The organism is Bradyrhizobium archetypum (assembly GCF_013114835.1).
In the GTDB taxonomy this organism is placed as follows: Bacteria; Pseudomonadota; Alphaproteobacteria; order Rhizobiales; family Xanthobacteraceae; genus Bradyrhizobium; species Bradyrhizobium archetypum.
Genome location: NZ_JAAVLW010000003.1, coordinates 144753 through 171135, shown reverse-complemented (window position 1 = coordinate 171135; position 26383 = coordinate 144753). Strand labels below are relative to the sequence as shown.

Sequence of the window (26383 nt, the reverse complement as noted above, 5' to 3'; positions counted from 1 at the left end):
ATTGGGCCACTTTCCGCGTAAGTGGCTGCAAGGTTTGGCCTATTCCTCACCTCTCGTCGTCCCTGACATGCCAACGGGGCGCGCGAACGCGCGCCCGATGACGGGCTCCGGGCCCATACGTCGCGACCCTCGTTGTGGGGCAATCACAGACGCCTCGCGTCAGCGCCGCTCCCCGGTGGTTACGGACCCCTGCTTTCGCGGGGCGGCAGGCGATCGCGTGCCGTGATGCCCCAAAACAAAAAGCCCGGCCTTGCGACCGGGCTTTTATCTCAATCCGTCGAACCCTTTCAGGCAGCTTCGTCGGCGACCGCGGTATCGTCACCGTCGGCATCGACGTCCGCCTCATCGGCCTCGGCTTCGGTCGTTTCCGCCTTGGCGCCGCGGCGCGGGCTCTTGGCGAGCTGGCTTTCGATTTCCTTGACCGCTTCGGTCTCCGTCGAGTGCTGCACGACGGCGATTTCGCGCGACAGGCGATCGAGCGCCGCTTCATAGAGCTGGCGTTCAGAGTAGGACTGTTCGGGCTGCGATTCCGAGCGGTAAAGGTCGCGGACCACTTCGGCGATCGCGACGATATCGCCCGAATTGATCTTCGCTTCGTATTCCTGCGCCCGGCGCGACCACATGGTCCGCTTGATCCGCGCACGGCCCTTCAGGGTTTCCAGCGCCTTCTTGACCAGCGCCGGCTCGGACAGCTTGCGCATGCCGACGTTGGCGACCTTGGCGGTCGGCACGCGGAGCGTCATCTTGTCCTTCATGAAATTGATCACGAACAGCTCGAGCTTGGCGCCCGCGATCTCCTGCTCCTCGATCGCCAGGATCTGGCCGACGCCGTGAGCCGGATAGACCACGAACTCATTGGCCTTGAAGCCCTGACGCTGGGTCACGACCTTCTTGGGCTCCTCGACGCGCGGCGCGGCGGCGGCCGGCTTGTGGGCGGGGGCCTTCGGTGCAACGGCAGCCTTCGGGGCAGCAGCCTTGACAGCAGTCTTTACGGGAGCCTTGGCAGCAACTTTCGGGGCATTGGTCTTCGCACCCGTCGCTTTCGCGGCGGTCTTGGCAGTCTTTTCTGGCATTGCGCTTCTTTTGTTCTTTGAGGACTTTGTGGCCGAAACCTTCTTGGCGACCTTCATGGGCGCCTTGGCACGGCCCTTGGTTGCGCTGCGGCTGGCCGGAGCGGCTTTTTTCGTGGTCTTGGAAGCACTCTTTTTACGCGTTTTCTGTGACACAGCCTGCGCGCGGAACTGCCACGCCCCTGTTCGATGTTTTTGCGGGTAACCCATCGGGGCCACAGGATACGCATGGCCAGGATCGGCTTGTAATGTGCCCAATATAGCACATTTTCCGCAAAAATCAATGATTTACGCCGGGTTCCGGGTCCTTACGGGGCCGTTTCCGCCATAAGTCAGCTAACAGGGTTAAATCCGGCAACCGCGTTCGGTTCAGATTGGGACCAAAACAGGCTCAATGGGGCCTTAACTTATCCACAGCCTTTAATCGCCGCTGCCGGGCTCCTTGGAAAAATATTTCTCGAACTTACCCTCGACACCCTCCCATTCTTTCGCGTCCGACGGCGCTTCCTTCTTCTGGGTGATGTTGGGCCAGCTCTTGGCGTATTCGGTGTTGACCTCGAGCCACTTCTCCAGGCCCGGCTCGGTGTCGGGCTTGATGGCATCGGCAGGACATTCGGGCTCGCAGACGCCACAGTCGATGCATTCGTCGGGATGGATGACCAGCATGTTCTCGCCCTCGTAGAAGCAGTCGACGGGGCAGACCTCCACGCAGTCGGTATATTTGCACTTGATGCAGGCTTCAGTGACGACGTAAGTCATCCAACGCTCCGAAACGGATCAGTTTTCCGGGGTTTGCGTAGCGCATGCGGTGCGCTGCCGCAAGGGAAGCCGCGAACCTCGAACGGCCGTTTTTCAGGCGTCCCCGCGAGCCCTTGGTAGATCGTATTGGCAGATAGTTACTGTTTGCCGTTCTGCAAATCATCGTAGAGCACGCGTGCGGCCGCAGCATCGCCCCGCCGCTCGGAAAATCCCACCACCTTGAGGATGCGCACGGTGCGATCGAGCCCGATCGTGAGGACATCGCCGACCTTCACCGAATGGCCCGGCGCCATTTCGCGCACGCCGTTGATACGGACATGACCGGCCTCGACGAGCGCGGCAGCCGAGGTGCGGGCCTTCACCACCCGCGCGTGCCAGAGCCATTTGTCGAGACGCTGTCGCTCCAACGACCTTCCCGTGATTACTCTTTGCGATTGCCGGCGAGCTGTTCCTTCAGCGCCGCCAGTTTTGCAAACGGCGAATTCGGATCGATCGGCCGATCGCGGTCGCGCGGGCTTGCGCTGGTGGCCCATTGACGGTGCGACGGACCGCTCTCGCGCTTGTCACGGCCGCCCTTGTCGCGTCCGCCGAAGTCACGGCCGCCGCGCTCGCGCTCGCCCTTGTCGCGGCCACCCTTGCGATCACCTTTGTTGCGATCGAACTTGTCGCGGCGGTCCTCGCGGTCGCGGCCCTTGCCCTCGAAGCGCTCGCGCGGCGGACGGTCGGAACGCGCCTCCGCACTCGGTGCTCCCTCCGCGGCGGGCGCCACCGTAGCGCCTGCCGGTGCGCCCTCGCGCGGCTTTCGGAACTCGCCATGGCGGCGACCGCGGCGGTGACGCGGCGCGCCCTCGCCTTCTCCGGCAGCCGCTTGCGCGCCTTCGCCGGCGCGATGATGACGCGGACGGTTGCGATCGTGATGCGGGCGGCGCTCGTCGGAGCGGCCGCCGGGCCGCCAGACTTCGATGAGCTGCGGCTCGGCCGGCGTCTCGGGTCTCACCTCAGCTTCAGGCTTCGCCGTTTCAGGCTTACCCGTTTCAGATTTGGCTTCCGCGGCTTCAGCCGGCGCTTCGGCTTCCGCCGGTGCTTCGCTTGCGGTGGCAGGCTCGGCCGCAGCTTCCGCGGCGCTGACGGCTTCCACTGTCTCCTGTTCCGGCGGCGCATCCAGTATCGCGGCTTCCGCCGGCGTGGTCTCGATGGACGCGTGTGCTTCGCCGGCGAACGGCGTCACATCCGGCAGCAGCGAGGCGGACGACGCTGGCTCGCTTGCGACGGGCACGTCGGCTGCGACTTCTTCAGCCGGTGTATTGGCCGTCGTTTCGGCGCTGGCCTCGACCAGCGGCGCTTCGGCGGCGACCGTCTCGGCCACGACTTCAGGCGCCGGCTTCGGCGGCAGAGGCGGGCGGCGGTCCATGCGGTAGCCGAGCGCGCGCAGGATCGAGGCGAAATCTTCGCCGGCCGATCCCGTGAGCGAGGTCATCGCCTGCGTCACCACAAAGCCGCGGCCGTCGAACGCGCCAGCCGGCTTCTCGCCGGGCGAGGTCTCGCGCCATGCCAGCGCCGGGCGGATGAGATCGGCAAGCCGCTCCAGAATATCGACGCGCACCGCGCGCTCGCCGCACTGGCGATAGCCGAGCACGCGATAGGCATCGCGCGGCAACGCCTTGTCGATCGGAAACGAGGTGCGGCCCGAGCTCGCCAGATGCTGCGCGCCCGACAGCGCCGACATGTCGACATTGTCCTGCTTCTCGGCCCACAGCAGCGAAGCCAGCGCGCGCGCCGCGGGCTTAAGCAGCGCGGGGAAATAGATGTGGTAGGCGCCGAACCGCACGCCGTATTTGCGCAACGTGGCGCGCGAGGTCTGGTCGAGATCCTTCATCTCGGAGGCGATCTTCGAACGCTCCAGCACGCCGAGCGCCTCGACCAACTGGAACGCGATGCCGCGCCCGATGCCGGTGATGTCCTCGGCCTTTGATAGGCCGAACAGCGGACCGAGCAGCTTTTCGATATGCGTCTTCAGCCACAGATCGAGCCGCGCCTGCACGGCCTCGCGCGACGCGCCGGAGAGCCGCTCGTCGGCAATAATGCGGATGCGCGGATGCAGCGCATCGTCGGCTGCGACGAGCTTTGCCACGGCGTCGCCGGTCCAGCGGATGGTGCCGTCGGAGGTCAGCACGAATTGGTCGTCGGGCGCAGCACTGAGCTTGCCGGCGCGCGCGTCGATCTCGCTAGCGAGCACCTGCTGGGCTGCGGCCTGCAGCGCTTTCGCGTCCGATCCCGCCTCCGCCGCATCGGGCGCAAAGGTAAATCCATCGAGCCGGCCGATCGCGTGGCCCTCAACAATCACTTCGCCGGTCTTGCCAATTTCCGTATTCAAAACTGAGTTCTCCCGCAGGCGGCGCATCAATACACTGGTCCGCCGGTCAACGAAACGCTCCGTTAAGCGTTCATGCAGCGCATCGGATAATTTATTTTCCACCTCCCGGGTGATCCCCTGCCAGTGATCGGGGTCGGACAGCCAGTCCGGGCGGTTGGCGACGAAGGTCCAGGTGCGGATCTGCGCGATCCGGCCCGACAGCGTGTCGATATCGCCGGTGACGCGGTCGGCCTGCTCGACCTGGGCGGCGAACCATGCGTCCGGTATCCGACCTTTCTTCATCAGGAATGCATAAAGCGTGGTCACGAGCTCGGCATGGGCAGCCGGCGCGATCTTGCGGTAATCCGGGATCGCGCAGGCGTCCCACAGCCGTTCCACCGCGGCCTTGCCGTGAGCCATCTCCCTCACCTCGGCATCGCGGGCGGCGTGATCGAGCACGCGCAAATCTTCCGCGATCGGCGCGCGGGTCAGCGCCTCGTGTCCTGGCGGCAGCGCCAGCGACACCTGCAAGCTCCCGAGCGAGGAGAAATCCAGCTTCGAATTCCGCCACTGCAGCATTTTGACGCTGTCGAAGGTGTGGTTCTGCAGCGCGTTCACCAGTTCCGGCTCGAACGGCGCGCAGCGTCCCGTCGTACCAAACGTGCCGTTGCGGGTGGCGCGCCCGGCGCGGCCTGCGATCTGCGCGAACTCGGCCGGATTGAGCCTGCGGAACTGATAGCCGTCATACTTGCGGTCGGAGGCAAACGCGACGTGATCGACGTCGAGATTCAGGCCCATGCCGACAGCATCGGTGGCGACGAGATAATCGACGTCGCCGTTCTGGAACATCGCGACCTGCGCGTTGCGCGTGCGGGGCGAGAGCGAGCCGAGCACGACGGCTGCGCCGCCGTGCTGGCGGCGGATCAATTCGGCGATCGCATAGACTTCATCGGCCGAGAACGCGACGATCGCGGTCCGTCTTGGTTGGCGCGTGATCTTGCGGTCGCCGGCGAATTCGAGCTGCGAGAGCCGCGGACGTGTGACGATGGAAGCGCCCGGCAACAGCCGCTCGATGATCGGCCGCATGGTCGCAGCACCCAGCAGCAGCGTCTCGTCACGGCCGCGGCGATGCAGGATGCGATCGGTGAAGACATGCCCGCGCTCGAGATCGGCGGCGATCTGGATTTCGTCGACGGCGAGAAACGACACATCTAGGTCGCGCGGCATCGCCTCGACCGTGGAAACCCAGTAGCGCGGATTCTTCGGCTTGATCTTCTCTTCGCCGGTGACCAGCGCGACAGCTTCGGTCCCCGCGCGATCCGCAATCTTGTTGTAGACCTCGCGCGCCAGCAGCCGCAGCGGTAGCCCGATGACGCCGGACGAATGCGCGAGCATCCGCTCGATGGCGAGATGCGTCTTGCCGGTATTGGTCGGGCCGAGCACTGCGGTGACGCCCGCGCCGGGCGCGCGATCATTCGCGAACGTGGAAGGAGAGAAAGCCATTCTGTGCAGGTATTTCTTTTTTCAGTGCGCTCAATCGCGGGTGCCAGATCTCATCCTGAGGAGCACGCGCCAGCGTGCGTCTCGAAGGATTGATAGCACCAGCCGGGCCACATGGTTCGAGACGGCGCAACGCGCCTCCTCACCATGAGGGGATATTCTCGTGAGGAGCGAAGCCTTTCTGCTCGCGCGGCGTCAATTGCGCCGATTCTGTTTCACTTTGCGACGGCGATGCGGTCGCGGCTTAAGCTTTGGAACGAGTCTGGAACGAATCGCGTCCGAATCGCTGACTCCTCCCGAAACCCGATACGTTCACCGCAACATGTCGCGTGAGCGCAGTCCGGGGGGCACTAGATCAAGTTTGTAGCGGCTCCACAAGCGACTGTTTCGGGACCTGTTTCTTAAAGGACGGAGTCGAATCAGAAGTGGACAAGAGTCAACATGATTCATGATGGTTGCATCGATTTCGCCGCGACCGCTGTCTCCACGAGTACTATGCGTGGAGACAGCTCCTCACCAGGATTGCTGCGCAATAGCCGAAGCTCGGCTTCGGCGCTCTTCGAAGGACGGCCGCCAAAGGCGGCCTATGCCTCTCCCCGCGAAGGGCGGGGCGAGGTGACTTCAAAGGCTCAATTCGTCTTCGCCACCCGGGGCGGCATCGCTGTCGTCACGAACGACGTCGCTTCCAGCATCGCTAAGCCAAACGGCGTCGGGATGGTCATGCGGAAGGGAACCAGGATGCGGGTGCCGGCGATCGGCACGAAGGTGACCTCGATCCGGCGTTCGCTGGCGAGATATTTGATCACGGGGCGATCGGGGATGTAGCCCGCGATCGGGGTAAAATAGATCGCGCAGACCAGCGCCGGCCCGTGATAGCCGCGCTCGGCCCTCACCGTTTCCATGCGCTTGTAATCGAGCTTGAGATCGTAGCGCAGGCGACCATCAAAGATCCCCGCGCCGGTGCGGCAGGAATCCGGCGCCAGCACCTCGCCATTGCCAGGCACGCGCAGCATCGAGCCGGTCATGGGATCGAGCACGTTCTTGCGGTGCGCGTCGGTGACGACAACGCGATCCGGATCGACCGGCGGCGTCGGGTCGATCGAAAAATCCTTCACATTGCCGTTCGCGAGCACGAGGCGGATGGTTTCGGATTTCTTCTGCGTGGTGGTGGTCGCGGTATAGGCGTTCGCGACCAGCGCGCCGTTCACGATGCGGCCCTGGCTGGCGCCGGAACCGGTGCCGCCGGAAAATGCCTTCAAGAGGCCGGCGGTGCCGCCCTGGGCGGAGGCCGAAAACGTGTCGTCCCCGATTTCGATGGTCCAGGCGCCCTTGCCGACCGGAATGCCCGCCAGCGTCGCCTCATAATGCGCATCCACCCGCCCCTGCGCAGTGGCAGCCTGCGGCGCGAGCACAAGCCATGCCCCGGCGCACAGGCCGACAGCGAGGCCGAGCCTTGAGGATGAAGTTTGGCGCGAAACGGCGCGTGTGGCTGACACCAATGAATAGTCCCGGGATCGGCGCGATCTGATGTTCATTTAGGCTGAAATATCCGGCAAACAACGCGGCCTTTTCGCGAAAACCGCTGGTCTCAATAACCTCTGATCGCCGCCCGCCGCTCGCGGGGTGGGCTTTAAGGTCTTTTGTTCGAAACCCATGGTGTCGGCGCGGATTGCGCCCTTTATATGATGGCTTAAGTGGCTGGAACCCCTTACAAACCGGCTGATTCGACCATCCGGATCATCCCAAGAACCTTGACCCGGTGGCCGTCTCCCCCTATACGTCCGCGGTTCCTGGAAATGGACGCGATTTTGGACCCCCGCGGCGCCCGCGAGATGCGGCTTGGCCCTGAGATGGGGATGGAAGAGGATTTTTCGAAATGTCCCGGCGCTGCGAACTGACGGCCAAGGGCCCCCAGGTGGGCCACAAGGTGAGCCACTCGAACATCAAGACCAAGCGGCGCTTCCTGCCGAACCTCTGCAACGTCACCTTCATCTCAGACGCGCTCGGCCGCAACGTGCGCCTGCGCGTCTCGACCAACGCGCTCAAGAGCGTCGACCACAATGGCGGCCTCGACGCCTACCTCCTCAAGGCCAAGGCCGACGTCCTCTCCCCCCGCGCCCTCGACCTGAAGCGCGCGATCGAGAAGAAGGTCGGCAAGCCCGCGCCTGTGAAGCAGGCGAGCTGAGCCCAAAGCTTAAATCGGCGGATCGAAGTTCGAAGCGGCCGGGTCGGAAGACCCGGCCTTTTTTTGCGTATGACCGTAGACTAGAAGTCCGATGACGCGGAGATGCTAACCCGAGCTAATCGCGCGCGACCATGCGGAAGCCGACTAATAAGCGCCATGCGGAATAGCCGTCTAGTCAATCTTCCGAGCAGCAATCGTAAGAAAGAAAGGTACCGAACGACTCTCCGCAGCAAAGGAACGAGTCTCATCAGCGCTTATGGGCTCTTCAAGAGCTTCAAGCCGAAGTCCTGCATTACGCAGGAACCGAATGTACGTTGAGACCGTGCGGTGGAAATTGACGCAATCTAGTCCTAACCATTTAAACGTCCGAAGACCCTCATTGGCATATTCGTTCACTGACCAGCCGAACTCTTGGTCCGTAGTCAATTCTCCAACTGGATTGCAAGTACGTATGGGATGCCTAACTGAGAACACTAAGAGGCCACCTCGCTTCAGCCAAGAGGCGCAATTTCGTATTAGCGGTTGCAAATCACAAACGAAGTGAAAGCTCAGGCAGGAGACAATGAGATCGAAGCTTTGGTCATTGAACGAAAGATTCTCAAATGTCGATTCGAGCCATGTAATCCGTGAGCCAGAGTAAAGATTTCTGGCCCTATCGAGCATCTCGCTACTACCATCGACCGCAACGACTGAATAGTTGAGCATTTCGGCTAGCTTAAAAGACGATTGCCCCAGACCGCATCCCAAATCGAGAGCAGCCCCTCCCCCAGCGTCCCCCAAAATTCTGAAGATAGTTGGGAGATCGAGGTGGTCGTTTAGATTGCCCTCCTCTAATCTTTGTTCGGCAAACTGAGCCCAGAGTTCCTCTGAAATGATACCATCCGACATGGAAGAATGACTTTCACTTAGGCATATGGCCCGTCCGCAATGGCGAATTTCTATCTCGACCTTGCCAAGCAGATTTTAGAGCTGACGAAGCGTCCGCTATCAGCGCGCGAAATGATTGATCTTGCCCGAAAGGGAAATTTGATTCCACAGAAATACGCTTCTGCCAAGACTCCGCACAAAACCATTCACGCCCGCCTGGCTGAATCAATTAGGTACGAGGGATCCAAATCACCCTTCTATAGATTCGCACGAGGTAAGTTTGGTCTAAAGTCGAATCTTCTAGATATGGAATATCGTCAACGATACGCACAAGAATTCAAAGCTCCGATCAGAAGGAAAGAAATATCGAATGAGACCATCCTGTGCATACCCCGCACTGATCTCTCCATAGATGGTAACGACGGGTTCTTTGCGACGTCCACCTATCAAGGGATATTGAATGATGAAAGCCTAAAATACTGTCCACGCAAGACAGCCGAGAAGGACGTCACCATCAAACAGATAGTTACTTATGTAGCCGTTCTAAAGGAGCGGCAAGTCCTCTGTTACGAACGGGGTTCTTACTCAGCAAGCGGGAAAGAATTTATTGGCAGCAAAAGTATCGGATTTGGTGGACACGTATCCTCCGACGACTTCGACCTCTTCAGCACGGACGGACGCGGTGTTGTATCCAATGCTTGGCGTGAACTAAGGGAAGAACTCAACTTAACAGACAAGCAGATCGTTGGCCGAGGACCGACCGTCGTTGGAATTATCAATGACACAACCACCCAAGAAGGGCAGAAACATATTGCGGTTGCAATGGTAGTGTGGTGCAATCCGGCTGACGATATCACAAAAGGCGAGCTCGAAATCAAGAACTTGCACTGGAAATCAATTCGCGCGCTTCCTAATGACCTCTTGGAATTTGAGGCGTGGTCGAAGACATTCTTGCGATATTTAGTCCAACATCTGGACTCAATCTTCAATGCATATCGACAGACCAATATTCTGTTTTCAGATCAATAGCGAAATCTACAAGCATCTAGGAATTCCTGTCCGTCCGGAGGAACATCGGCGCCACCTCCGCACATCCATACTTTCGACACTGCAGCCCCACTATGCAAGCCACGCTCAAATCATTGAGTGCTTTCACAATTCGCCCGAACTAGTCAGTGAACTCGCTGAATTTTCCCGACTGCAGATATTCACGTCACTATCTCGCCAGACAAGCATCGGTGAATTCCTAGATACTAGGCGAAGAATGTATGATTGGGACCGTGCTGCCTATCCAATGTACTTCGAGTCTGATCTCCCAGCTTTTCGAGTTTTTCCAAGCGTCTCTCACAACGATCCGTCGACCACGGCCACATTACGCGAGGTATATGGAAGCCTTTACAAGAACCGTCCGCCCAACTTTGAAAATCGGCTCGATATTGAGGAAAGGACGCTCCTTCAGAAGGGCGCGCCCGCGATTTCTAAATTTGTAAACGCAGAGGATGGAGCTCTCACCGCCGCATATTTTAAGCGTATCCCCGATCTACCTGATGCCGCGCGCGTGCAGCAAGTTCTTTCAAAAATTCTCCCCGTGCAATTTACAGGCATCTACCAGGATGTGTTCGAGGCTCTTACCGCAACCGGCATCCCTCATCTTGCCTCTTTCGAGGATTCAAATTCCTTCCCATATATTGATGTAAAAATCGTTCTCAGCATTCTGATCAAGCTCGGCTTGAGTAATTTGATTCTAGATGGCTCAGTGGAAGGCACTAACGCATTCATACGTTACCGCCTCCACAACAACTTCGCCGAATTTGTGCGCGCCAAAGACATGCTCCTCTACATCTTGTCAAAGAAGGAGCGCAGGTCGACCCAAATTGCAAGTTACGAACTGCAAACTGCGGTTCGATCCTTGCCGGAAATGGCCTTGGTTGGCGACGCGGTACGTGATCCATTGGCCGCGGCGAGTCAGATCTATCGCGTGACAGAGCGACTTTGTGCAACTGACCGAGCAGCAGCTACAAGGAAGAGCGAAATGCCGGACGCGCTAGGCTGGAAAGGCAGATACCTCATCTTTACTGCCACAGATATTGAAGACACCGAGCTGCATTCAGCAATGAAAGCACGCGGCTTCAGTGATCCAGTCGTGGAGCATCGCGATAAATTCACCTGCCTGACGAGATTCCGCGCGGACATTGGGCGCGTATTCCATGTCAGAACGTCCGCGGGCAGTGGCGGCGCATCGGGCGCAATGATCATGGGCACCAATGCAATTGAAGATCTCAAACCACAGTTTGTAATTAGTGTCGGAATTTGCTTTGGCCTGAGCGAACCGAAGCAACGCCTAGGCGACATTGTGGTTTCAGAAATGATTCAAGACTATGAAAGAAAACGTGTTTCGCAATTGCGCCCCGAAGACCGCGGCCCAAAGCGTGAAGTAGGCCCCACACTCCTTAGCAGAGCCCGCGCGCAACGAGCCATTTGGGACGGCGCTCCAGTTCACGTGGGCGCCGTCGCGTCAGGCGAAAAGCTTGTTGACGATCATGAATTTCGAGAGGAACTGAAGAAATTCCAACCGACACCAATTGCGGGTGATATGGAGGCGTGGGGACTGTCAGCAGTCTGCCATGCAGCTAACGTTGAGTTCGTGATGGTCAAAGGAATTTGCGATTGGGGGTTCAACAAAAAGAAATTCAAACAGGAGGTAGCGGCTCGAAATGCATGTGAGTTCGCGCTGAAGGCTTTGGTTGTCTAAATTTTAGATGATGGACGCTGCTTTGCCTAAATCGGCGAAGCATCAACAAGCGCTCGGTGATTGCCGCGCCATTTGACCCCGACAGCCAAACCCGCGAAAGGGCCAGAACCTCGAACTACGCCGAGTCTTATGCTATACTCGCCAAGGTAGCATCCCCCTCCCCCGCGAGCCCCCCATGCGCAACATCATCATCTGCTGCGACGGCACCGGCAACGAGATCTCCGAGAACATCTCCAACGTGCTCAAGCTCTATCGCTGCCTGCGCAAGACGGAGAAGACCGAGCCGCGGCAGCTGGTGTTTTACGATCCGGGCGTCGGCACGCTGGAGCGGCCGGACCCGTGGCACAAGTTGAAGCAGGATTTCAACGCCATCCTCGGGCTCGCCACCGGTTATGGGCTCGACGACAACGTGCTCGCGGCCTATGGCTTCCTGGTCGCGAACTGGCATCCGGGCGACCAGATCTATCTGTTCGGCTTTTCCCGCGGCGCCTATACCGTGCGGGTGCTGGCGGGGCTCATTCACAAGATCGGCCTGATCACGCCCGAGCAGGTCAATCTCGCGGGCTCGGGGCTGATCGCCTACAAGCAGTTCTCCTCGGACGAGGCGCCGAAGCTGCGCCGCGAGATGAAGCTGCTCAGCGATGCCGGCGACGCGGGCGGCCCGCTGCCGCAGACCGCCTTCGACAACGCAGCGCAGTTCGCGCGCATCACCTCGGCGCGCTGGCCGACGATCCGCTTCGTCGGCGTCTGGGATACGGTCGCCAGCGTGATCGTGCCACGGGCCGATCGCTTCTATTGGCCGAGCCTGGAGGAGCTGGCGTTCACGATTTCAAACCCCAGCGTGCAGACGTTCCGCCAGGCGATCTCGATCGACGAGCGGCGCTGCATGTTCCGCCTGAAGAAGTGGGACGATCCACAAACCTTCCGGCACAACCGCTTCAACGACATCAATGCCGAGCCGCAGGATATTCTGCAGGTGTGGTTCGCCGGCGTCCATGCCGATATCGGCGGCGGCTATCCGGAGAAGCAAAGCGGGATTTCAAAATATCCGCTGCTCTGGATGATCGACGAGGCGACAAAATGCGGGATCAGGGTCAACCAGGCCACGGTGAACCAGCTCGCCTGGGGCATCCAGCGCAAGGGCAGCCCGTTCTCCTACGTCGCGCCTGATGTGCGCGGCGAGTTGCACGAGTCGCTGCGCGGCGCGTGGTGGCTGCTCGAATATCTGCCGAAGCGCGCAACCTACAAGGAATGGCCGGCGCGGCAGAGCTATTTCGGCTATTACATCCCCGACGCCGAGCCGCGCTTCATTCCCGACGGCGCCGTGATCCATGAATCCGCGCTGCAGCGGATGGACGCGATGCCAAGCTACCGGCCGGTGAACCTGCCGAAGCACTACGAGAAATTCCCGATGCCCGTGCCGCCGGCGCATGCGAGCGCGGAGGCGACGGAGGAAGCGTAGGCGGGGGAGGCTAGTACCTGGCCCGGCGCTGAGGCATGGATTGCTTCGCTGCGCTCGCAATGACGTTGAAGGAGTGGGGGCCACGTGGTTCGAGACGCGCGGCGTTGCCGCGCTCCTCACCATGAGGGTGTCGAACCTCATCCTGAGGAGGCGCGTAAGCGCCGTCTCGAAGGATGCAGGCCCCCGCTGTCTCCACAACACTGCCTCACTCGGCCATTGGCCGACCGCCTCCGCAATCCTACGGCCGCATTCCTGCCGCGGCGGGACCGAAATGGTTTACGGATCGTTTAACTCTCAACCCTATTCTCATCTATCTGCGGCCAGAACCGGCTGGAAACGCTCAGGACGAGCGATGCTGATACGATCGATCACCGACGAGGTCGAGGCGGCCATCGAGGCCGGCTCGGCGGAAAAACATCTGGATGCGCTGAGGCAGGTCACTGGCCTGTTTCTGCTGTCCGCCGAAGGCTATTCCGGCGAGCAGATCGAGCTGTTCGGCGACGTGCTGGAGCGGCTGATCCGCACCATCGAGCTGCGCGCGCTGGCCGATGTTGCCGCGCGCATTGCGCTCGCCGAACTAAGCACGCAGCTCGCCTCGATCAAGCAGGCGCCGGCGGCCGTGATCCGCCGCCTTGCGCACAATGACGAAATCTCGATCGCGCGCCCCGTGCTGACCGAATCGGCGCGGCTGACCGCCGAGGACCTGATAGAACTCGCACAGACCAAGGGCGAGCAGCATCTGCTGGCGATCTCCGGGCGCTGGTGGCTGACCGAGATCGTCACCGATGCACTGCTCAAGCGCCATTATCCCTCAGTCAGCCGGCGGCTCGTCACCAATCCTGGCGCGCGGATGTCGGCGGCCGGCTACGCCATCGTGCTGAAGCAGGCCGAGAGCGATCCGGATCTGGCGGTCGAGACCGGCATCCGCGTCGACCTGCCGGCCCAGCAGCGCCGGCAATTGCTGCAGAACGCCACCGAGGTCGTGCGCACGCGGCTGTTGTCGCGCGCGCCGCCGCATCTGTTCGAGGAAATCCGCAGCGCGATCGCGGCCGCGTCCACCGGCGCCCATCGCGAAATGTCGCGCACGCGCGATTTCGCCGCCGCGCGCCGCTTCGTCACGGCTCTCGCCAAGCACGGCAAGCTGAGCGAGCCGGCGCTATTGGCCTTTGCGAAAGAGCGCAAATATGCCGAGACGGTCGCAGCGCTTGCCGAACTGTCCGGCTCGAGCGTCGAGGTGATCCGCCCGGTGATGCAGAGCCTGCGCGACGATGGCGTATTGATTCCCTGCCGCGTCGCCGGCTTGAACTGGGACACGGTCGCCGCGGTGCTCGAGGCCCGCTTCGCTTCGGGCTCGATGGGTCGTCACGAGCTGGCGAAAGCGAAAGAGCAATATGCTAAGCTGACGTTGGAGAACGCCCGCCGCCTCCTGAAATTCTGGCAAGTCCGCGCTGCGGACGCTAAGCCGCAAACACATTAGAGAGATTTGGACGACGCTGCGTCCAGCGTCATTGCGAGCGCAGCGAAGCAATCCACCTCTCCGCACGGGGATAGATGGATTGCTTCGTCGCTTTGCTCCTCGCAATGACGGCAGCGGCTCACGCCGCTCTCGCCACTCCGGCGTCGAGGTGCTTGAGCCGCGGCATCACCTCCTGTTTGAGAAGGCGGAGCGAATTGTGCCAGGCCTCGGGCTTGTGCTTGTAGTCGAAGCCGAACACGAGCAGCGTGCCGAAGCCGCCGACCTCGTGATAGATCCGCTCGATCTTTTCGGTGACGGTCGCAGGCGAGCCGACGATCCAGTTGTTGCGGGCGCAGTATTCGACGGTGACGTCGGAGTCGGCGACGTCGGGCGCGGCCTTCAGATAATCCTTGAAGCCGAAATGGCCGAGCAAGGGGAGAAAATATTCGCGCATCATCCGGCCCATCATGTCGTCGACCGACAGCCGCCACGCCTCCTCGTCGGAGTCGGCGATGAAGACCTCGCGCACCAGCCGCCAGTCGCTGCGCTTCGGCTTGCGCCCGGTTTTCGCCGCACCAATCTCGACCGATTCCCAGTGGCTGCCGACATAGGCCGGATTGAGATTGAGGCTCATCGGGATGTAACCGCGCTCGCCGGCGAGCTTCAGCGTGTCCGAGCCCTTGGAGAGACCGGCAACGCCGATCGGCGGATGCGGCGCCTGCAACGGCTTGATATGGGGCTTGAGGAAATCGAACATCGTGTCGGGCTTGCTCACCGTCCAGAACTTGCCGGTGTGGGTCCACGGCGCGTCCTCGGTCCACATTTTCAGGATGATCTCGAGTGCCTCGCGCGTCATGTCGCGGTTCTGGCCGGACATGCCGTCGACATTGAACATCGCCCAGTCGCTCGGCAGGCCGCTTGCGGCGACGCCGAAGTTCAGCCGTCCACCGGAGAGATGATCGAGCATCGCGACGCGGTTGGCGAGTTCGGCGGGGTGGTGATAGGGCAGAAGGAAGCCGCCGGGGCCGAGGCGGATATTCTTGGTCTGCAAAAATGCCTGCGCGAGAATGAGATCGGGCGAGGGATGCGGTTCCCAGGGCGCAGTGTGATGCTCGCCGATCCAGGCTTCCTGATAGCCGAGCTCGTCGAGCCAGCGCAGCGTCTGCAGGTCCCAATCGTGGCCCTCCTTCAACCCGCACTCCGGCGGATGCGACGGCATCGTGAAATATCCGATCTCCATGGGGCGTCCTCGCTATGTGCTGTTATTGAAAGCGCGTCTGTCGCGCGCAAGCGAAAGCATAGCACTCGTGGCATGTGGCCGAGATATGACGAATTGGATGGGCAGAGGTCCGCGCGGCGGAGTGACGTGCACTTCCCTTCTGCCCTTGTGGGAGTAGGTGCTGTAGCGAAGCAGAAGGCGGATGAGGGGCTCTCTCCGCGGAGGCAAACCCCTCATCCGGCACGGACTTCGTCCGCGCCACCTTCTACCACAAGGGGAGAAGGGAAGCGGAGCGCTACCTCGTTCCGAACGTGGTGGCGCCGAACAGCGCCTTTTGCGTCGAGGGCTGCGAGCGCCAGTATTGCGGCGGGGCGAAAACTTCGCCGCCGAGTTCGGCGGCAGCGTGCCAGCCCCAGCGCGGATCGTAGAGCATCGCGCGCGCGAGCGCGACCATGTCGGCCTTGCCGGAGGCGACGATTTCCTCGGCCTGCTTGGCTTCCGTAATCAGCCCGACGGCGATGGTGGTCAGCCCGGTGGCCTCGCGGATCGCCTGCGCGAACGGCACCTGGTAGCCGGGGCCGAGCGGAATTTTTTGCAGCGGCGAGACGCCGCCCGAGGATGCGTCGATCCAGTCGACGCCGTGCCTTTTCAGCTCCTGCGCAAACTCAATCGTCTGCGGCAGATCCCAGCCGCCCTCGACCCAGTCGGTGCAGGAGACGCGCAATCCCACCGGCTTGTCATGCGGGAACGCCGCGCGCACCGCGTCGAACACCTCGAGCGGGAAGCGCATGCGGTTCGCCAACGAGCCGCCATACTGATCGGTGCGCCGGTTGGCGATCGGCGACAGGAACTGATGCAGGAGATAGCCGTGCGCCGAATGCACCTCGATCCCATCAATGCCGAGCCGCTCGGCGCGCTTCGCAGCGGCGGCGAAGGCGTCGCGCACGCGGGCAAGGCCTGCGGCATCAAGGGCAACGGGCGGCGGCTCGCCCTCCTTGTGCGGGATCTCCGAAGGTCCCTCCGGCCGCCAGCCGCCTTCGGCGAGCGGAATCAGTTGCCCGCCGTCCCACGGCCGGTGGCTCGACGCCTTGCGGCCGGCATGCGCGAGCTGCATCATCACGGCGGCCTCGGAGCGCTTGCGCACCGAGGCGAGGATCGGCCTCAATGCTGCTTCCGTGGCGTCATTGTAGAGGCCGAGGCAGCCGGGCGTGATGCGACCCGTCGCCTCCACCGCGGTCGCCTCGATGCAGAAGACGCCAGCCCCCGACAGCGCCAGCGAATTGATGTGGGTGAAGTGCCAGTCGTTGGCCTCGCCGTCGATGGCCGAATATTGGCACATCGGCGCCACCATGATGCGGTTGGCGAGGGTAAGGCCGCGCAGCTTGATCGGGGTAAACAAAGCGCTCATGGAGAATTATCCGAACCGGAAGATACCGAGCCCTATTGTGTAGCGATCCCGCGCTCGCCGCTCAACCGCGCCAGCTGCAACCCACCCCTACTCCACCAGCGTGAACTGCAGCAGCAGATTGCGCTGGATCATCGAGAAATTATCGTCGGAAACGAGCGTCAGCACGGTGTCGCCCTCAGCCGTGACATGGACGTCGATACCTTCCATGTTGTCGATCTCATTGCCGAGATCGGCCTCGAAGATCGATGGGCCATCGATCACCGCGCCGGGAGCGATCGAGGCCAGCGCGACGCGGCGGATGCGGATGCCGACCCCGCCGAGCCAGGAGAATTTTCGCTCCAGCAGCAACAGTCCGCCGGACGGCAGCAGCACCGCGTCGCTGACGTCGAAATTGTCGCTGCGGCGAATGCTGAACAGCGAAAGCGTCCTGCCGATCAGGAAGGCCGTGATGTTACCCTGCGCGTCGAGCCCGCGTTCGGAGATCGCGATCAGCGTTCCCGCCAGCGGCAAGCCCTTCGGCACCACGACAAGCGCCTCGATTCCCTTGTTGTAGGGCAGCTTGCGCACGCCCAGCGGCAACTGAATCAGTTCGCCATGCGCGCGGGTAAATCCCTTGGCGAAGTCGAACCGCAATATCTGATTGACGCGCTCGAGGGCGACATAGACCAGCGAGCCGTCGAGCGCGAGCGCCTCGGTGTCGTACCAGCCGCGCGCGGTGATCGGCTTGCCGTTGGGACCGAGGATGGGCGATGCCTCGACATCATCGAGCCCGGTCATCTCGCGCCCCTTATAGACGATACGCCCGGTGAACCAGCCTCCCTTGTCGCTGATGGCGATGAAGCGCTCGCCCTTGGCGTCTAGCCGCAGGCCCGACAGCCCGCCGAAGCCGCGAAAGCGCGAGGTGAGAATGAGGCCGCTGCGATATTCGAGCTCGCCGAACCGCACACGCGAGCGGTCGCGGGTATCGAACGAGGGCAGCGGCCGGGAATTGACCTCGATCGAAACCGGCGCACTGACGGAGAATTCGTCTGTAGCGGTCTGCTTCGGCGGCCGCTGAACCGCGGTCTGCGCCAATGCCGCGCCGGGCACGGCTGCCATCGAAAGCCCCGCCGCAGCGTATTTAAGAAGGCGGCGGCGGCCTATCAGCGGAGGCATGCGCTCACGAGTGCAACCGCCGCGGCCGAAGCTGGCCCGTGACGGGAGCGGCTCCGTGGGTCTCGCTGAACAGTTCGGCGAGTTTCTCGGTGATGGCGCCGCCGAGCTCCTCGGCGTCGACGATGGTGACGGCGCGGCGGTAGTAGCGCGTGACGTCGTGACCGATGCCGATCGCGATCAGTTCGACCGGCGAGCGGGTCTCGATCTCCTCGATGATGTGGCGCAGATGCCGCTCGAGGTAGTTGCCGGGATTGACCGACAGCGTGGAATCGTCGACCGGCGCGCCATCCGAAATCATCATCAGGATCTTGCGCTGCTCGGGACGGCCGAGCAGGCGCTTGTGCGCCCAGTCCAGCGCCTCGCCGTCGATGTTCTCCTTTAACAGCCCCTCGCGCATCATCAAGCCGAGATTCTTGCGCGAACGGCGCCACGGCGCGTCGGCGGACTTGTAGATGATGTGGCGGAGATCGTTGAGGCGTCCGGGATTGGCCGGCTTGCCGGCGGCGAGCCACGCCTCGCGGGACTGCCCTCCCTTCCAGGCGCGGGTGGTGAAGCCCAAAATCTCAACCTTGACGCCGCAACGCTCCAGCGTGCGCGCGAGAATGTCGGCGCAGGTCGCCGCCACCGTGATCGGGCGGCCGCGCATCGAGCCGGAATTGTCGAGCAGCAGCGTCACCACGGTGTCGCGGAAGGTCGCTTCCTTCTCATGCATGAAGGACAGCGGATGATAGGGATCGGTGACCACGCGCGACAGCCGTGCGGGATCGAGGATGCCTTCCTCGAGGTCGAATTCCCAGGCGCGGTTCTGCTGCGCCATCAGGCGGCGCTGCAGGCGGTTGGCGAGCCGCGCGACAATGCCCTGCAGATGGGCGAGCTGCTTGTCGAGATAGGAGCGCAGGCGTTCCAGCTCGTCATGGTCGCAGAGGTCTTCAGCCGCGATGACTTCATCGAACTTCGGCGCAAAGGCATGATATTCCGGCCCACGCGGCTCGTTGGCGCCACGCGTGTTCGGCCGCGTCGCTTCGCCCGGCGTCTCGTCGTCACCGAGTTCGCCGTCGTCGAACGTATCCGACGTGGAGGCCTGCGCGCTCTCCATCGCGCTTTCCGACATCTCGTCGGTGGAGGCCTGCGCCTGGTCGGCGCTCATTTCCTGCGCGGCGTCGGAATCCGGCGAGCCCTCGGCGCCGGACTGGTCGCTCTCGCCGTCCTGGTTTTCGTCGTCGTTCTCGTCGTCATCGGCGTCGGCATCGCGCTCATCGCCGAGGTCGAGCGCCGACAAGAGATCGTGCACGAGATCGCCGAACTTCGCCTGGTCCTCGGTAACACGGCTCAGCTTGTCGAGCCTGGTGCCGATCTTGTCCTCCAGTACCGGCCGCCAGAGGTCGACCATTTTCTTGGCCGCGGTCGGCGGCGCCAGTCCCGTCAGCCGTTCGCGCACCAGCATGGCCAGCGCATCCGACAGCGGCGCATCGGCGCGGTCGGTGATCTCGTCATACTTGCCGCGATGGAAATGATCGTCGAGCATCGCGGTCAGGTTTTTCGCCACCCCCGCCATCCGGCGCGAACCGATCGCCTCGACGCGGGCCTGCTCCACCGCCTCGAACACGCCGCGCGCCTGCGGATTTCCCGGCATCAGCTTGCGGTGCACCTTGGGATCGTGACAGGCGAGTTTCAGCGCGATCGAATCGGCGTGGCCGCGCACGATCGACGCATCCCGCTTGGTCATCTTGCGAGCGGGCTCCGGCAGCCGCGCCTTGCCCGGCGCGAGACCGGGACGCTCGGCCGCAAACGTCACATCCAGCTCCGGGACCTTCGCGATCGCCTTGAGACAGGATGACACTGCGCGCTTGAACGGCTCGGTCGGCGCTTCCTTGGATCCGGTACGAAATTTGGAATTCGACGTCGTCATTACCACCTCACCGCCGTCGTCCCTGCCAGCGCAGGGAGCCACAACCACCGGCGATCATTGTCTTCCAAACTCTAGCTCCGTCGCGCTACCGAGACGTCACGATGTATGGGTCCCTTGCGTCCGCAGGGACGACAGCTAGCTGAGCGCCACGTTGACTGCGGACTCCGGCAGCTCCGCGTTGAAGCAGCGCTGATAGAACTCGGCCACCAGCGGCCGCTCGAGTTCGTCGCACTTGTTCAGGAAGGTGACGCGGAACGCAAAGCCGATGTCGCCGAAGATTTCGGAGTTCTCCGCCCAGGTGATCACGGTACGCGGACTCATCACTGTCGACAGATCGCCATTGGCGAACGCGTTGCGGGTGAGATCGGCCAGCCGCACCATCTTGTTGACGATGTCGCGACCTTCCTGGGTGCGGTAGTGACGCGCCTTGGAAAGCACGATCTCGACTTCCTCGTCATGCGCCAGGTAGTTCAGCGTGGTAACGATCGACCAGCGGTCCATCTGGCCCTGGTTGATCTGCTGGGTGCCGTGATAGAGGCCCGAGGTGTCGCCGAGGCCGACCGTGTTGGCGGTCGCGAACAGGCGGAACGCCGGGTGCGGCTTGATCACCTTGTTCTGGTCCAGGAGCGTCAGACGGCCGGAGATTTCCAGCACGCGCTGGATCACGAACATCACGTCGGGGCGGCCGGCGTCGTATTCGTCGAACACCAGCGCGATATTGTGCTGCAGCGCCCAGGGCAGGATGCCGTCGCGGAATTCCGTGACCTGCTTGCCGTCCTTGATGACGATCGAGTCCTTGCCGACCAGATCGATACGGCTGATGTGGCTGTCGAGGTTGACGCGGACGCAGGGCCAGTTCAGGCGCGCCGCGACCTGCTCGATGTGGGTCGACTTGCCGGTGCCGTGATAGCCGGTGACCATGACGCGGCGGTTCTTGGCGAAACCGGCGAGGATCGCCAGCGTGGTGGCGCGGTCGAAGCGGTAATCCGAATCGGCTTCCGGCACATGCGGGTCGACTTCGGAATAGGCCGGAACTTCGAGGTCGCTGTCGATACCGAAGACCTGCCGGACCGACACCTTCATGTCGGGCAATCCGACGGGCTCTGCAACTTTGCTCATGGCGGCGGTCGTCATCAATCCTCCGAGGTCCCGGGCGTTCCCGAAACCAGATCTGGTGAATGGCTGCGGATGGGGGCTGGCACCAACCTAGCAGAGAGCAAGGGCCGGCAGAAGCCCGCGGCGCAATCAAAGTTCCGTTGCCTTATCATTGAGATAGGCTCTGTATCAGCTTTTTGGAGGGCTGCCCTGCGAATCGCGCCGCACTTTTGCCGGCTTCGACACCGTACGGGGCTTAAGGTCACAGTTCTGACGGCACTTTCGGTCCCTGCCCGGGCTTGATAGCTCTGAGTTGGGGTGGCTGCCTACCGGACGGCAAAGTTGTGACCTCTTTCCTCGATCCCGTGATTGCGTTCGTTTCAGCCCATCCGTGGCTGGCTTATCTGACGCTGTTTCTTGCAGCGCTCCTGGAGGCGATCCCGGTTGCGGGCGCGCTGGTGCCGGGCTCGACCATCATCCTTGCCTTGAGCGCGCTGGTGCCGGGCGGCGAACTGAAGCTGTGGGGTGTGCTGGCGGCGGCGATTGCCGGCGCCGTGCTCGGTGACGGCTCGGCGTTCTGGGCCGGGCATCGCTCGCAACAGGAGATTCTCACGGCGTGGCCGATGTCGAGATATCCAGGCGTCGTGGCGCAGAGCGAGGCATTCTTCCAGCGCTGGGGAACGCTGGCCGTGTTGTTCGCGCGGTTTGTGCCGCCGATCCGCGCCTTCGTGCCGATCACGGCCGGCGCGCTCGGAATGTCGCCGGCGCTTTTCTTCGGCGTCAATATTCCCGCGGTACTTGCCTGGGCTTTGGCGCATGTGCTGCCGGGCGTGTTCGCGGTTTCGGCATTGCATGAATATGCCGGCCTGCCGCATCACCAGCACGCCGGCAAACATCTGTGGATCCTGGCGGTGTTCGCGGTCGCGATCACCGCCCTCGGCATCTGGACCCTGCGCCGACGCCGGATGGCAAAGAGCCCTTAGGATCAGACGCGGACCGGGCTGCGCCCCGGTGCAGGGCCGACATAGCGCGCGCGGGGCCGGATCAGCCGGCCATGCCGCAATTGCTCGCAGGCATGCGCGATCCATCCGACCGTGCGCGCCATGGAAAACAGCACCAGCTCATGGCCGGGCGGCAGGCCGAGCGTGTGCACGAGCACCGCAAGGGCATAGTCGATATTGACGAACTCACCGGTCGCCTCCGCGATGCGCTCGGGAATTTCATGGGTGAATTTGCGATCCGCGCCGGAGCGCGCCAGTGCTTCCAACAGCGCCCGCGCCCGCGGATCGCCATGCTTGTAGACCCCATGACCAAAGCCCGCGAAACGCTCGCCGAGCGCGACGCGCTCGCGGATCACGGGCGCGACCTCGCTATTGGCGAGCGCCTTCAGAAGCTGCGCCGCCAGCACGCCGGCGCCGCCATGCTTCGGACCCTTGAGTGCGACGAGGCCAGCGATGACGGCGTCATAAAGGTTCAAGCCGGTCGAGGCGGCGCAGCGCACGGTGAAGGTCGAGGCATTCAGCTCATGATCGGCCAGCAGCACCAGCGCGCGGCGGATCAGATCCGGCGCGTGTTTGTTGTCCGGCGCCCAAGCGCGGGCAATCTGCAAATGAAGCGGTTTTGCCGATGATTTCGCGTTCAACATGGTCGCAACCACCAGCCGCATAATGCGGCCGCCGACCATCGCGCGCCCGTCGGGCGCCCGGGTGAAGGCGCGCGGGTCGGCGCTTGCCGCCAGCGCCAGCACGGCGACGGCGCGATCGATCGCATTGGCGTTGCGCGTGGCCTCGGCGACAGCGCGCATTTCGTCCGACACAACAGGGCAATTGTCCTGGTCGAATGGATCAACGGTCACGTCCCACAGCAGCGTCGCGGCATGTTCGAGCGTATCGCGTTCGGCGAGATCGATGCAGTTGACGCCGCGATAGATCGCGCCGTCCTCGGTGATGGTTCCGACCGCCGAATCCATCACCGGCAGATCGGCGTCGAAGCTGCGCAGCCCGCGCGGCTCCGGCGAGGGCGTACGCCGCTCCTTCAGCATGCGGACGTCTTCGGCCCGGTAGCGATGGCTGCGGGAATCCTCTGACGGCTCCGAGCGGATCAGTCCGCGGCTGACATAGGCGTAGAGGGTGGCCTGCGAGATCGCGAGTTCGGCGGAGGCCTCGCGGGCCGAGAGGTAAAGGCCGGCGGATTTTTTCATGATGATTTACATAATCAAGATTGATCAATCTGTCGAGAGGCCCGACCTTTGACGACGAGCAAAGGAGAGCCCTCATGAATATGCAGCTTTCGAAGACCCCGATCGGCCTGGACGGCATTCCGGCCGCCGAGACCGTGCTCAGCCATGTCGACGGCGAGCGCGGCGAACTGATCATCGCGGGCGAACGGGTCGGCGACCTCGCAGGCAAATCGAGTTTCGAGGGCGTCACCGCGCGGCTGTGGAACGCGGCGACAGGCACGTCGCTTAGCGAAGCCGATGTGCGCTCAAGGCTCGGTGCAGCGCGGGAACGCGCATTCGCACGGTTGCCGGAACTGCTGTCGGCAACGCGTGGCTTATCGATTGTCGACGGCTTTCGTGCAGCCGTCGCTGGCCTGCGCGGCGAGAACGGACTTGAGCCTGAAGCGACCATCGTTGGCGCGTTACCCGTGATTGCGGGCGCACTGCTGCAGCGGGCCAAGGGTAATGACCCAATCGCGCCCGATCCGACCCTTGGCCATGCGGCCGACACGCTGTCGATGCTGCGCGGCCGAAAGGCCGAGCCGCGCGAGATCACCGCACTCGACACCTATTTTGTCACCGTGTGCGATCACGGCATGAACGCGTCGACCTTCACGACGCGCGTCGTGGCCTCGACGCAGGCGGATCTGTTCGCCGCCGTCACCGCCGGCTATTGCGCGCTGACAGGCCCGCTGCATGGCGGCGCCCCGGAGCCGGTGCTGGAAATGCTGGATGCGATCGGCTCGACCGAACGGATCAAGCCGTGGGTCGACAGCGCGCTGGCCCGTGGCGAGCGGTTGATGGGATTCGGCCATCGCGTCTATCGCGTCCGCGATCCGCGTGCCGACGTGCTGAAAGATGCAATCCAGCGGTTCGCGGGAGGCGGCACCGATCTGCCGTTCGCGGGCGAAGTCGAGGCCTATATCCGCGGCGCCCTACGGAAAAAAAATCCGGACCGGCCGCTCGATACCAATGTGGAGTTCTTCACCGCCATCCTGCTCGATGCGCTGAAAATCCCGCGGCAGGCGTTTACGCCGATCTTTGCGGTGGCGCGCGCCGCGGGCTGGACCGCGCACGCCCGCGAGCAGCAGCGCGGCGGACGGCTGATCCGGCCGAGTTCGGCGTATATTGGGGCGATGCCGAGATAGCCGTCACGATCTCCGCTGTCGTCCCATAACCACGAATGCGGATTATTGCGCGAAGGCCGTCGACCGGCGGAGTAAAATCGAGAAGCCGCGGCGTATGGGTCCCTGCGTTCGCAGCGACGACGGGAGATTTGCGTTCAGCGCTTACGCGCGCACTACCGTCTTCAGGTAATTATACGCCTTGATGATCTCGATCAGGCGGTCTTCGGTTGAGCGGTCGCCACCATTGGCATCGGGATGGTGCTGCTTGACCAGCGCCTTGTACTTGGCCTTGACGTCCTCAAGCGTCGCCTCGGCAGAGAGCCCCATCACCTGCAGCGCCTTGCGCTCCGCATTCATCACCTTCCGCGTCTCGGGCTTGGCCTGCGCGCCCGGGCCGGGCCGCCAGCGGCCACGGCCGTTGAGCTCGGAGAACATGCTGAACGGATCGGCGGCGCCGTCAAAATCCTCAGCGCTCGGCTGCTTGCCCTTCTTGCCGGCGGTGTTGGCGCCCATCTTCCAGGTCGGGCGATGACCGGTCAGCGCATCCTTCTGGTAGCGCGCGACGGCATCGGCGTTCATGCCCTGGAAGAAATTGTAGGACTGATTGTATTCGCGGACGTGGTTGAGGCAGAAGTGCCAATACTCGCGGGAATTCTCCCGGCCCTTGGGCGCGCGATGCGGCCCCTTGTTCTGGCAGCCCGCCCACTCGCACATGGCGGATTCTTCATTCGCACGCGCCTGCGCCTTCGCGCTGACCTTGTTGGGCTTGATGCGAATGGAATCGAAGAACTTGGATGAATCAATCGGCATGGCTGACTTTGACTACGCAATGCGCAAGGCTTCAAGTCTTGACATTGCGAATACCTCCGTTCGGATGCACCATTGACGGAAAGCAGACACGGAATTATCTGCCGCCATCATGAGCACCAAGGACATTATCATAAACAAGTTGCGTGAAGCTTTCTTGCCGGAAAGCCTCGATGTCGCGGACGAATCGCATCTGCATGAAGGCCATGCGGGCCACCGGCCTGGCGGCGAGACGCACTTCAGGGTCTATATCGTATCTCCGGCCTTCGAAGGGAAGAGCCGGATTGAACGTCATCGCATGGTAAATGCGACGCTGGCAGCGGAACTTGAGGGCTCCGTCCATGCGCTCGCAATCAAGGCGCAGACGCCCGGAGAAACCACCGGCGGGTGATTTTGGCAAACCTGCCGCGAGAAGCTCGTAATTCTGGCAGCACCGAGAGCTTCCTGTGAAGATCGGCAGGGACGGTAGAACCGTATTCGCAACTGTGAGACAATCACGGAAGCGATGGATCAGGTTCCGCTCCGACGCGGGGTCGGGCTGACGGCGATGCCATCGCAGGTCGATGGGGTCGTCCGATGCGATATTGGGCACGCTTCCAATGGGCCGCCGCCGTGGCACTGCTGGTTGCGGTCTTCCCGGCCAAGGCGCAGGCGCTGGACATGCCGAGCCCCTTTGTCCAGGAAGTGCTGATCAAGAGCATACTCGTCACGCTCAACGACGCGGTGGCATCGGACAATTTCACCGTCCTCCATGCCAAGATTTCAAAGCCGTTCCGCGATCAGTTTCCGCCGGAGAAGCTGCGAACCGTCTTCAAAGACCTGGTGGAAAAGCACGCGGTGTTCGACGCGATCGTCGCCAGCGCCGTCATTCCGGAGGAGGACGCCAGGATCGACGACAAGGGCGTGCTGCGCCTGAAAGGCCGCTTCGACACCACGCCCAAGAAGGTGAAGTATCAGCTCGGCTTCATTCCCTCCGATGGCCAGTGGAAACTCTCCGGCGTCACCATTGATATTGAATAGCTGGTACCGGCGGCGCTTCGT

Annotated in this window: 22 protein-coding genes; 9 read left to right on the top strand and 13 right to left on the bottom strand. The window is 62.5% G+C overall.

All coding sequences use genetic code 11. The annotated features are described in order from the left end of the window. Positions 1-287 precede the first annotated feature (287 nt). From HCN50_RS09435 to HCN50_RS09415, 5 genes are all read right to left on the bottom strand, one after another. A complete protein-coding gene (locus tag HCN50_RS09435) occupies positions 288-1073 on the bottom strand; it encodes a CarD family transcriptional regulator (protein ID WP_235976873.1) in 786 nt (261 codons plus the stop codon). Between the two features lie 417 nt (positions 1074-1490). After that, positions 1491-1829: a ferredoxin FdxA gene (fdxA, locus tag HCN50_RS09430; protein ID WP_171709376.1), complete on the bottom strand. Its 339-nt coding sequence runs from the start codon at positions 1827-1829 to the stop codon at positions 1491-1493. 137 nt (positions 1830-1966) lie between these two features. Beyond that, a complete protein-coding gene (locus tag HCN50_RS09425; RefSeq protein ID WP_171709375.1) occupies positions 1967-2236 on the bottom strand; it encodes an RNA-binding S4 domain-containing protein in 270 nt (89 codons plus the stop codon). A 14-nt stretch (positions 2237-2250) separates the two neighbouring features. After that, positions 2251-5685 carry a helicase-related protein gene (locus HCN50_RS09420; protein WP_171709374.1) on the bottom strand — a complete coding sequence of 1145 codons (3435 nt, stop codon included), beginning with the start codon at positions 5683-5685 and terminating at the stop codon, positions 2251-2253. A 626-nt stretch (positions 5686-6311) separates the two neighbouring features. Next, positions 6312-7094 (bottom strand): DUF3108 domain-containing protein, encoded by a 783-nt coding sequence (locus tag HCN50_RS09415; RefSeq protein WP_311968036.1) that lies wholly within the window; start codon positions 7092-7094, stop codon positions 6312-6314. Positions 7095-7558: 464 nt separating this feature from the next. On the opposite strand from HCN50_RS09415, the gene rpmB reads away from it, so the two are divergent. Then, positions 7559-7867 carry a 50S ribosomal protein L28 gene (gene rpmB / locus HCN50_RS09410; protein WP_171709372.1) on the top strand — a complete coding sequence of 103 codons (309 nt, stop codon included), beginning with the start codon at positions 7559-7561 and terminating at the stop codon, positions 7865-7867. A 171-nt stretch (positions 7868-8038) separates the two neighbouring features. On the opposite strand, the gene HCN50_RS34745 is transcribed toward rpmB, so the two are convergent. Next, a complete protein-coding gene (locus tag HCN50_RS34745) occupies positions 8039-8755 on the bottom strand; it encodes a class I SAM-dependent methyltransferase (protein WP_171709371.1) in 717 nt (238 codons plus the stop codon). Between the two features lie 39 nt (positions 8756-8794). Here HCN50_RS34745 and HCN50_RS09400 point away from each other — a divergent pair, with 39 nt between their 5' ends. The 4 genes from HCN50_RS09400 to HCN50_RS09385 all read left to right on the top strand — a co-directional run bounded on the left by HCN50_RS09400 (position 8795) and on the right by HCN50_RS09385 (position 14425). After that, a complete protein-coding gene (locus tag HCN50_RS09400; protein WP_171709370.1) occupies positions 8795-9763 on the top strand; it encodes an HTH domain-containing protein in 969 nt (322 codons plus the stop codon). A gap of 235 nt (positions 9764-9998) precedes the next feature. After that, a complete protein-coding gene (locus HCN50_RS09395; RefSeq protein WP_171709369.1) occupies positions 9999-11486 on the top strand; it encodes a 5'-methylthioadenosine/S-adenosylhomocysteine nucleosidase family protein in 1488 nt (495 codons plus the stop codon). Between the two features lie 175 nt (positions 11487-11661). Continuing rightward, positions 11662-12948: a T6SS phospholipase effector Tle1-like catalytic domain-containing protein gene (locus HCN50_RS09390; protein ID WP_171709368.1), complete on the top strand. Its 1287-nt coding sequence runs from the start codon at positions 11662-11664 to the stop codon at positions 12946-12948. 352 nt (positions 12949-13300) lie between these two features. Beyond that, positions 13301-14425, top strand: coding sequence for a DUF2336 domain-containing protein (locus tag HCN50_RS09385; RefSeq protein WP_171709367.1), 1125 nt, complete (start codon positions 13301-13303; stop codon positions 14423-14425). A gap of 118 nt (positions 14426-14543) precedes the next feature. On the opposite strand, the gene HCN50_RS09380 is transcribed toward HCN50_RS09385, so the two are convergent. From HCN50_RS09380 to cobS, 5 genes are all read right to left on the bottom strand, one after another. Further along, positions 14544-15644: an LLM class flavin-dependent oxidoreductase gene (locus HCN50_RS09380; RefSeq protein WP_171709366.1), complete on the bottom strand. Its 1101-nt coding sequence runs from the start codon at positions 15642-15644 to the stop codon at positions 14544-14546. A 274-nt stretch (positions 15645-15918) separates the two neighbouring features. Next, entirely contained in the window at positions 15919-17031 is a 1113-nt protein-coding gene (locus tag HCN50_RS09375; RefSeq protein WP_171709365.1) for an NADH:flavin oxidoreductase/NADH oxidase, read from the bottom strand. 87 nt (positions 17032-17118) lie between these two features. Next, positions 17119-18186, bottom strand: a complete 1068-nt coding sequence (locus tag HCN50_RS09370; RefSeq protein WP_171709364.1) for an esterase-like activity of phytase family protein — start codon at positions 18184-18186, stop codon at positions 17119-17121. Positions 18187-18190: 4 nt separating this feature from the next. Next, complete coding sequence (gene cobT / locus HCN50_RS09365) at positions 18191-20095, bottom strand: cobaltochelatase subunit CobT (protein ID WP_171709363.1); 1905 nt, start codon at positions 20093-20095, stop codon at positions 18191-18193. Between the two features lie 135 nt (positions 20096-20230). Next, positions 20231-21229, bottom strand: a complete 999-nt coding sequence (cobS, locus tag HCN50_RS09360) for a cobaltochelatase subunit CobS (protein ID WP_171709362.1) — start codon at positions 21227-21229, stop codon at positions 20231-20233. A gap of 305 nt (positions 21230-21534) precedes the next feature. Between cobS and HCN50_RS09355 the strand changes: the two genes are divergently transcribed. Next, positions 21535-22173, top strand: a complete 639-nt coding sequence (locus HCN50_RS09355) for a DedA family protein (protein ID WP_171709361.1) — start codon at positions 21535-21537, stop codon at positions 22171-22173. A gap of 2 nt (positions 22174-22175) precedes the next feature. Here the strand turns inward: HCN50_RS09355 and HCN50_RS09350 are convergent, their stop codons facing one another. Continuing rightward, a complete protein-coding gene (locus tag HCN50_RS09350; RefSeq protein ID WP_171709360.1) occupies positions 22176-23390 on the bottom strand; it encodes a citrate synthase family protein in 1215 nt (404 codons plus the stop codon). A gap of 74 nt (positions 23391-23464) precedes the next feature. On the opposite strand from HCN50_RS09350, the gene HCN50_RS09345 reads away from it, so the two are divergent. Further along, positions 23465-24556, top strand: a complete 1092-nt coding sequence (locus HCN50_RS09345; RefSeq protein ID WP_171709359.1) for a citrate synthase/methylcitrate synthase — start codon at positions 23465-23467, stop codon at positions 24554-24556. Between the two features lie 141 nt (positions 24557-24697). Here the strand turns inward: HCN50_RS09345 and HCN50_RS09340 are convergent, their stop codons facing one another. Beyond that, the gene (locus HCN50_RS09340; RefSeq protein WP_171709358.1) at positions 24698-25345 is read right to left on the bottom strand and encodes a J domain-containing protein; all 648 of its coding nucleotides are present in this window, start codon (positions 25343-25345) and stop codon (positions 24698-24700) included. A 109-nt stretch (positions 25346-25454) separates the two neighbouring features. On the opposite strand from HCN50_RS09340, the gene HCN50_RS09335 reads away from it, so the two are divergent. Together HCN50_RS09335 and HCN50_RS09330 are read left to right on the top strand one after the other, a co-directional pair. Further along, on the top strand, positions 25455-25733 hold the full coding sequence (locus tag HCN50_RS09335; protein WP_171709357.1) for a BolA family protein: 279 nt from the start codon (positions 25455-25457) through the stop codon (positions 25731-25733). A 185-nt stretch (positions 25734-25918) separates the two neighbouring features. Next, positions 25919-26362: a hypothetical protein gene (locus tag HCN50_RS09330; RefSeq protein ID WP_171709356.1), complete on the top strand. Its 444-nt coding sequence runs from the start codon at positions 25919-25921 to the stop codon at positions 26360-26362. Positions 26363-26383 lie beyond the last annotated feature (21 nt).

What these genes read in the sequence shown, in the direction of transcription:
- HCN50_RS09395 (WP_171709369.1), top strand. Translation starts at nt 9,999, where the DNA reads ATGTATGATTGGGACCGTGCTGCCTATCCAATGTACTTCGAGTCTGAT.
- cobS (WP_171709362.1), bottom strand. Translation starts at nt 21,229, where the DNA reads ATGACGACCGCCGCCATGAGCAAAGTTGCAGAGCCCGTCGGATTGCCC.
- HCN50_RS09345 (WP_171709359.1), top strand. Translation starts at nt 23,465, where the DNA reads ATGAATATGCAGCTTTCGAAGACCCCGATCGGCCTGGACGGCATTCCG.
- rpmB (WP_171709372.1), top strand. Translation starts at nt 7,559, where the DNA reads ATGTCCCGGCGCTGCGAACTGACGGCCAAGGGCCCCCAGGTGGGCCAC.
- HCN50_RS09420 (WP_171709374.1), bottom strand. Translation starts at nt 5,685, where the DNA reads ATGGCTTTCTCTCCTTCCACGTTCGCGAATGATCGCGCGCCCGGCGCG.
- HCN50_RS09370 (WP_171709364.1), bottom strand. Translation starts at nt 18,186, where the DNA reads ATGCCTCCGCTGATAGGCCGCCGCCGCCTTCTTAAATACGCTGCGGCG.
- HCN50_RS09340 (WP_171709358.1), bottom strand. Translation starts at nt 25,345, where the DNA reads ATGCCGATTGATTCATCCAAGTTCTTCGATTCCATTCGCATCAAGCCC.
- HCN50_RS09385 (WP_171709367.1), top strand. Translation starts at nt 13,301, where the DNA reads ATGCTGATACGATCGATCACCGACGAGGTCGAGGCGGCCATCGAGGCC.
- HCN50_RS09390 (WP_171709368.1), top strand. Translation starts at nt 11,662, where the DNA reads ATGCGCAACATCATCATCTGCTGCGACGGCACCGGCAACGAGATCTCC.
- HCN50_RS09350 (WP_171709360.1), bottom strand. Translation starts at nt 23,390, where the DNA reads ATGAAAAAATCCGCCGGCCTTTACCTCTCGGCCCGCGAGGCCTCCGCC.
- HCN50_RS09400 (WP_171709370.1), top strand. Translation starts at nt 8,795, where the DNA reads ATGGCGAATTTCTATCTCGACCTTGCCAAGCAGATTTTAGAGCTGACG.
- HCN50_RS09335 (WP_171709357.1), top strand. Translation starts at nt 25,455, where the DNA reads ATGAGCACCAAGGACATTATCATAAACAAGTTGCGTGAAGCTTTCTTG.
- HCN50_RS09380 (WP_171709366.1), bottom strand. Translation starts at nt 15,644, where the DNA reads ATGGAGATCGGATATTTCACGATGCCGTCGCATCCGCCGGAGTGCGGG.
- HCN50_RS09330 (WP_171709356.1), top strand. Translation starts at nt 25,919, where the DNA reads ATGCGATATTGGGCACGCTTCCAATGGGCCGCCGCCGTGGCACTGCTG.
- HCN50_RS09375 (WP_171709365.1), bottom strand. Translation starts at nt 17,031, where the DNA reads ATGAGCGCTTTGTTTACCCCGATCAAGCTGCGCGGCCTTACCCTCGCC.
- HCN50_RS34745 (WP_171709371.1), bottom strand. Translation starts at nt 8,755, where the DNA reads ATGTCGGATGGTATCATTTCAGAGGAACTCTGGGCTCAGTTTGCCGAA.
- cobT (WP_171709363.1), bottom strand. Translation starts at nt 20,095, where the DNA reads ATGACGACGTCGAATTCCAAATTTCGTACCGGATCCAAGGAAGCGCCG.
- HCN50_RS09435 (WP_235976873.1), bottom strand. Translation starts at nt 1,073, where the DNA reads ATGCCAGAAAAGACTGCCAAGACCGCCGCGAAAGCGACGGGTGCGAAG.
- fdxA (WP_171709376.1), bottom strand. Translation starts at nt 1,829, where the DNA reads ATGACTTACGTCGTCACTGAAGCCTGCATCAAGTGCAAATATACCGAC.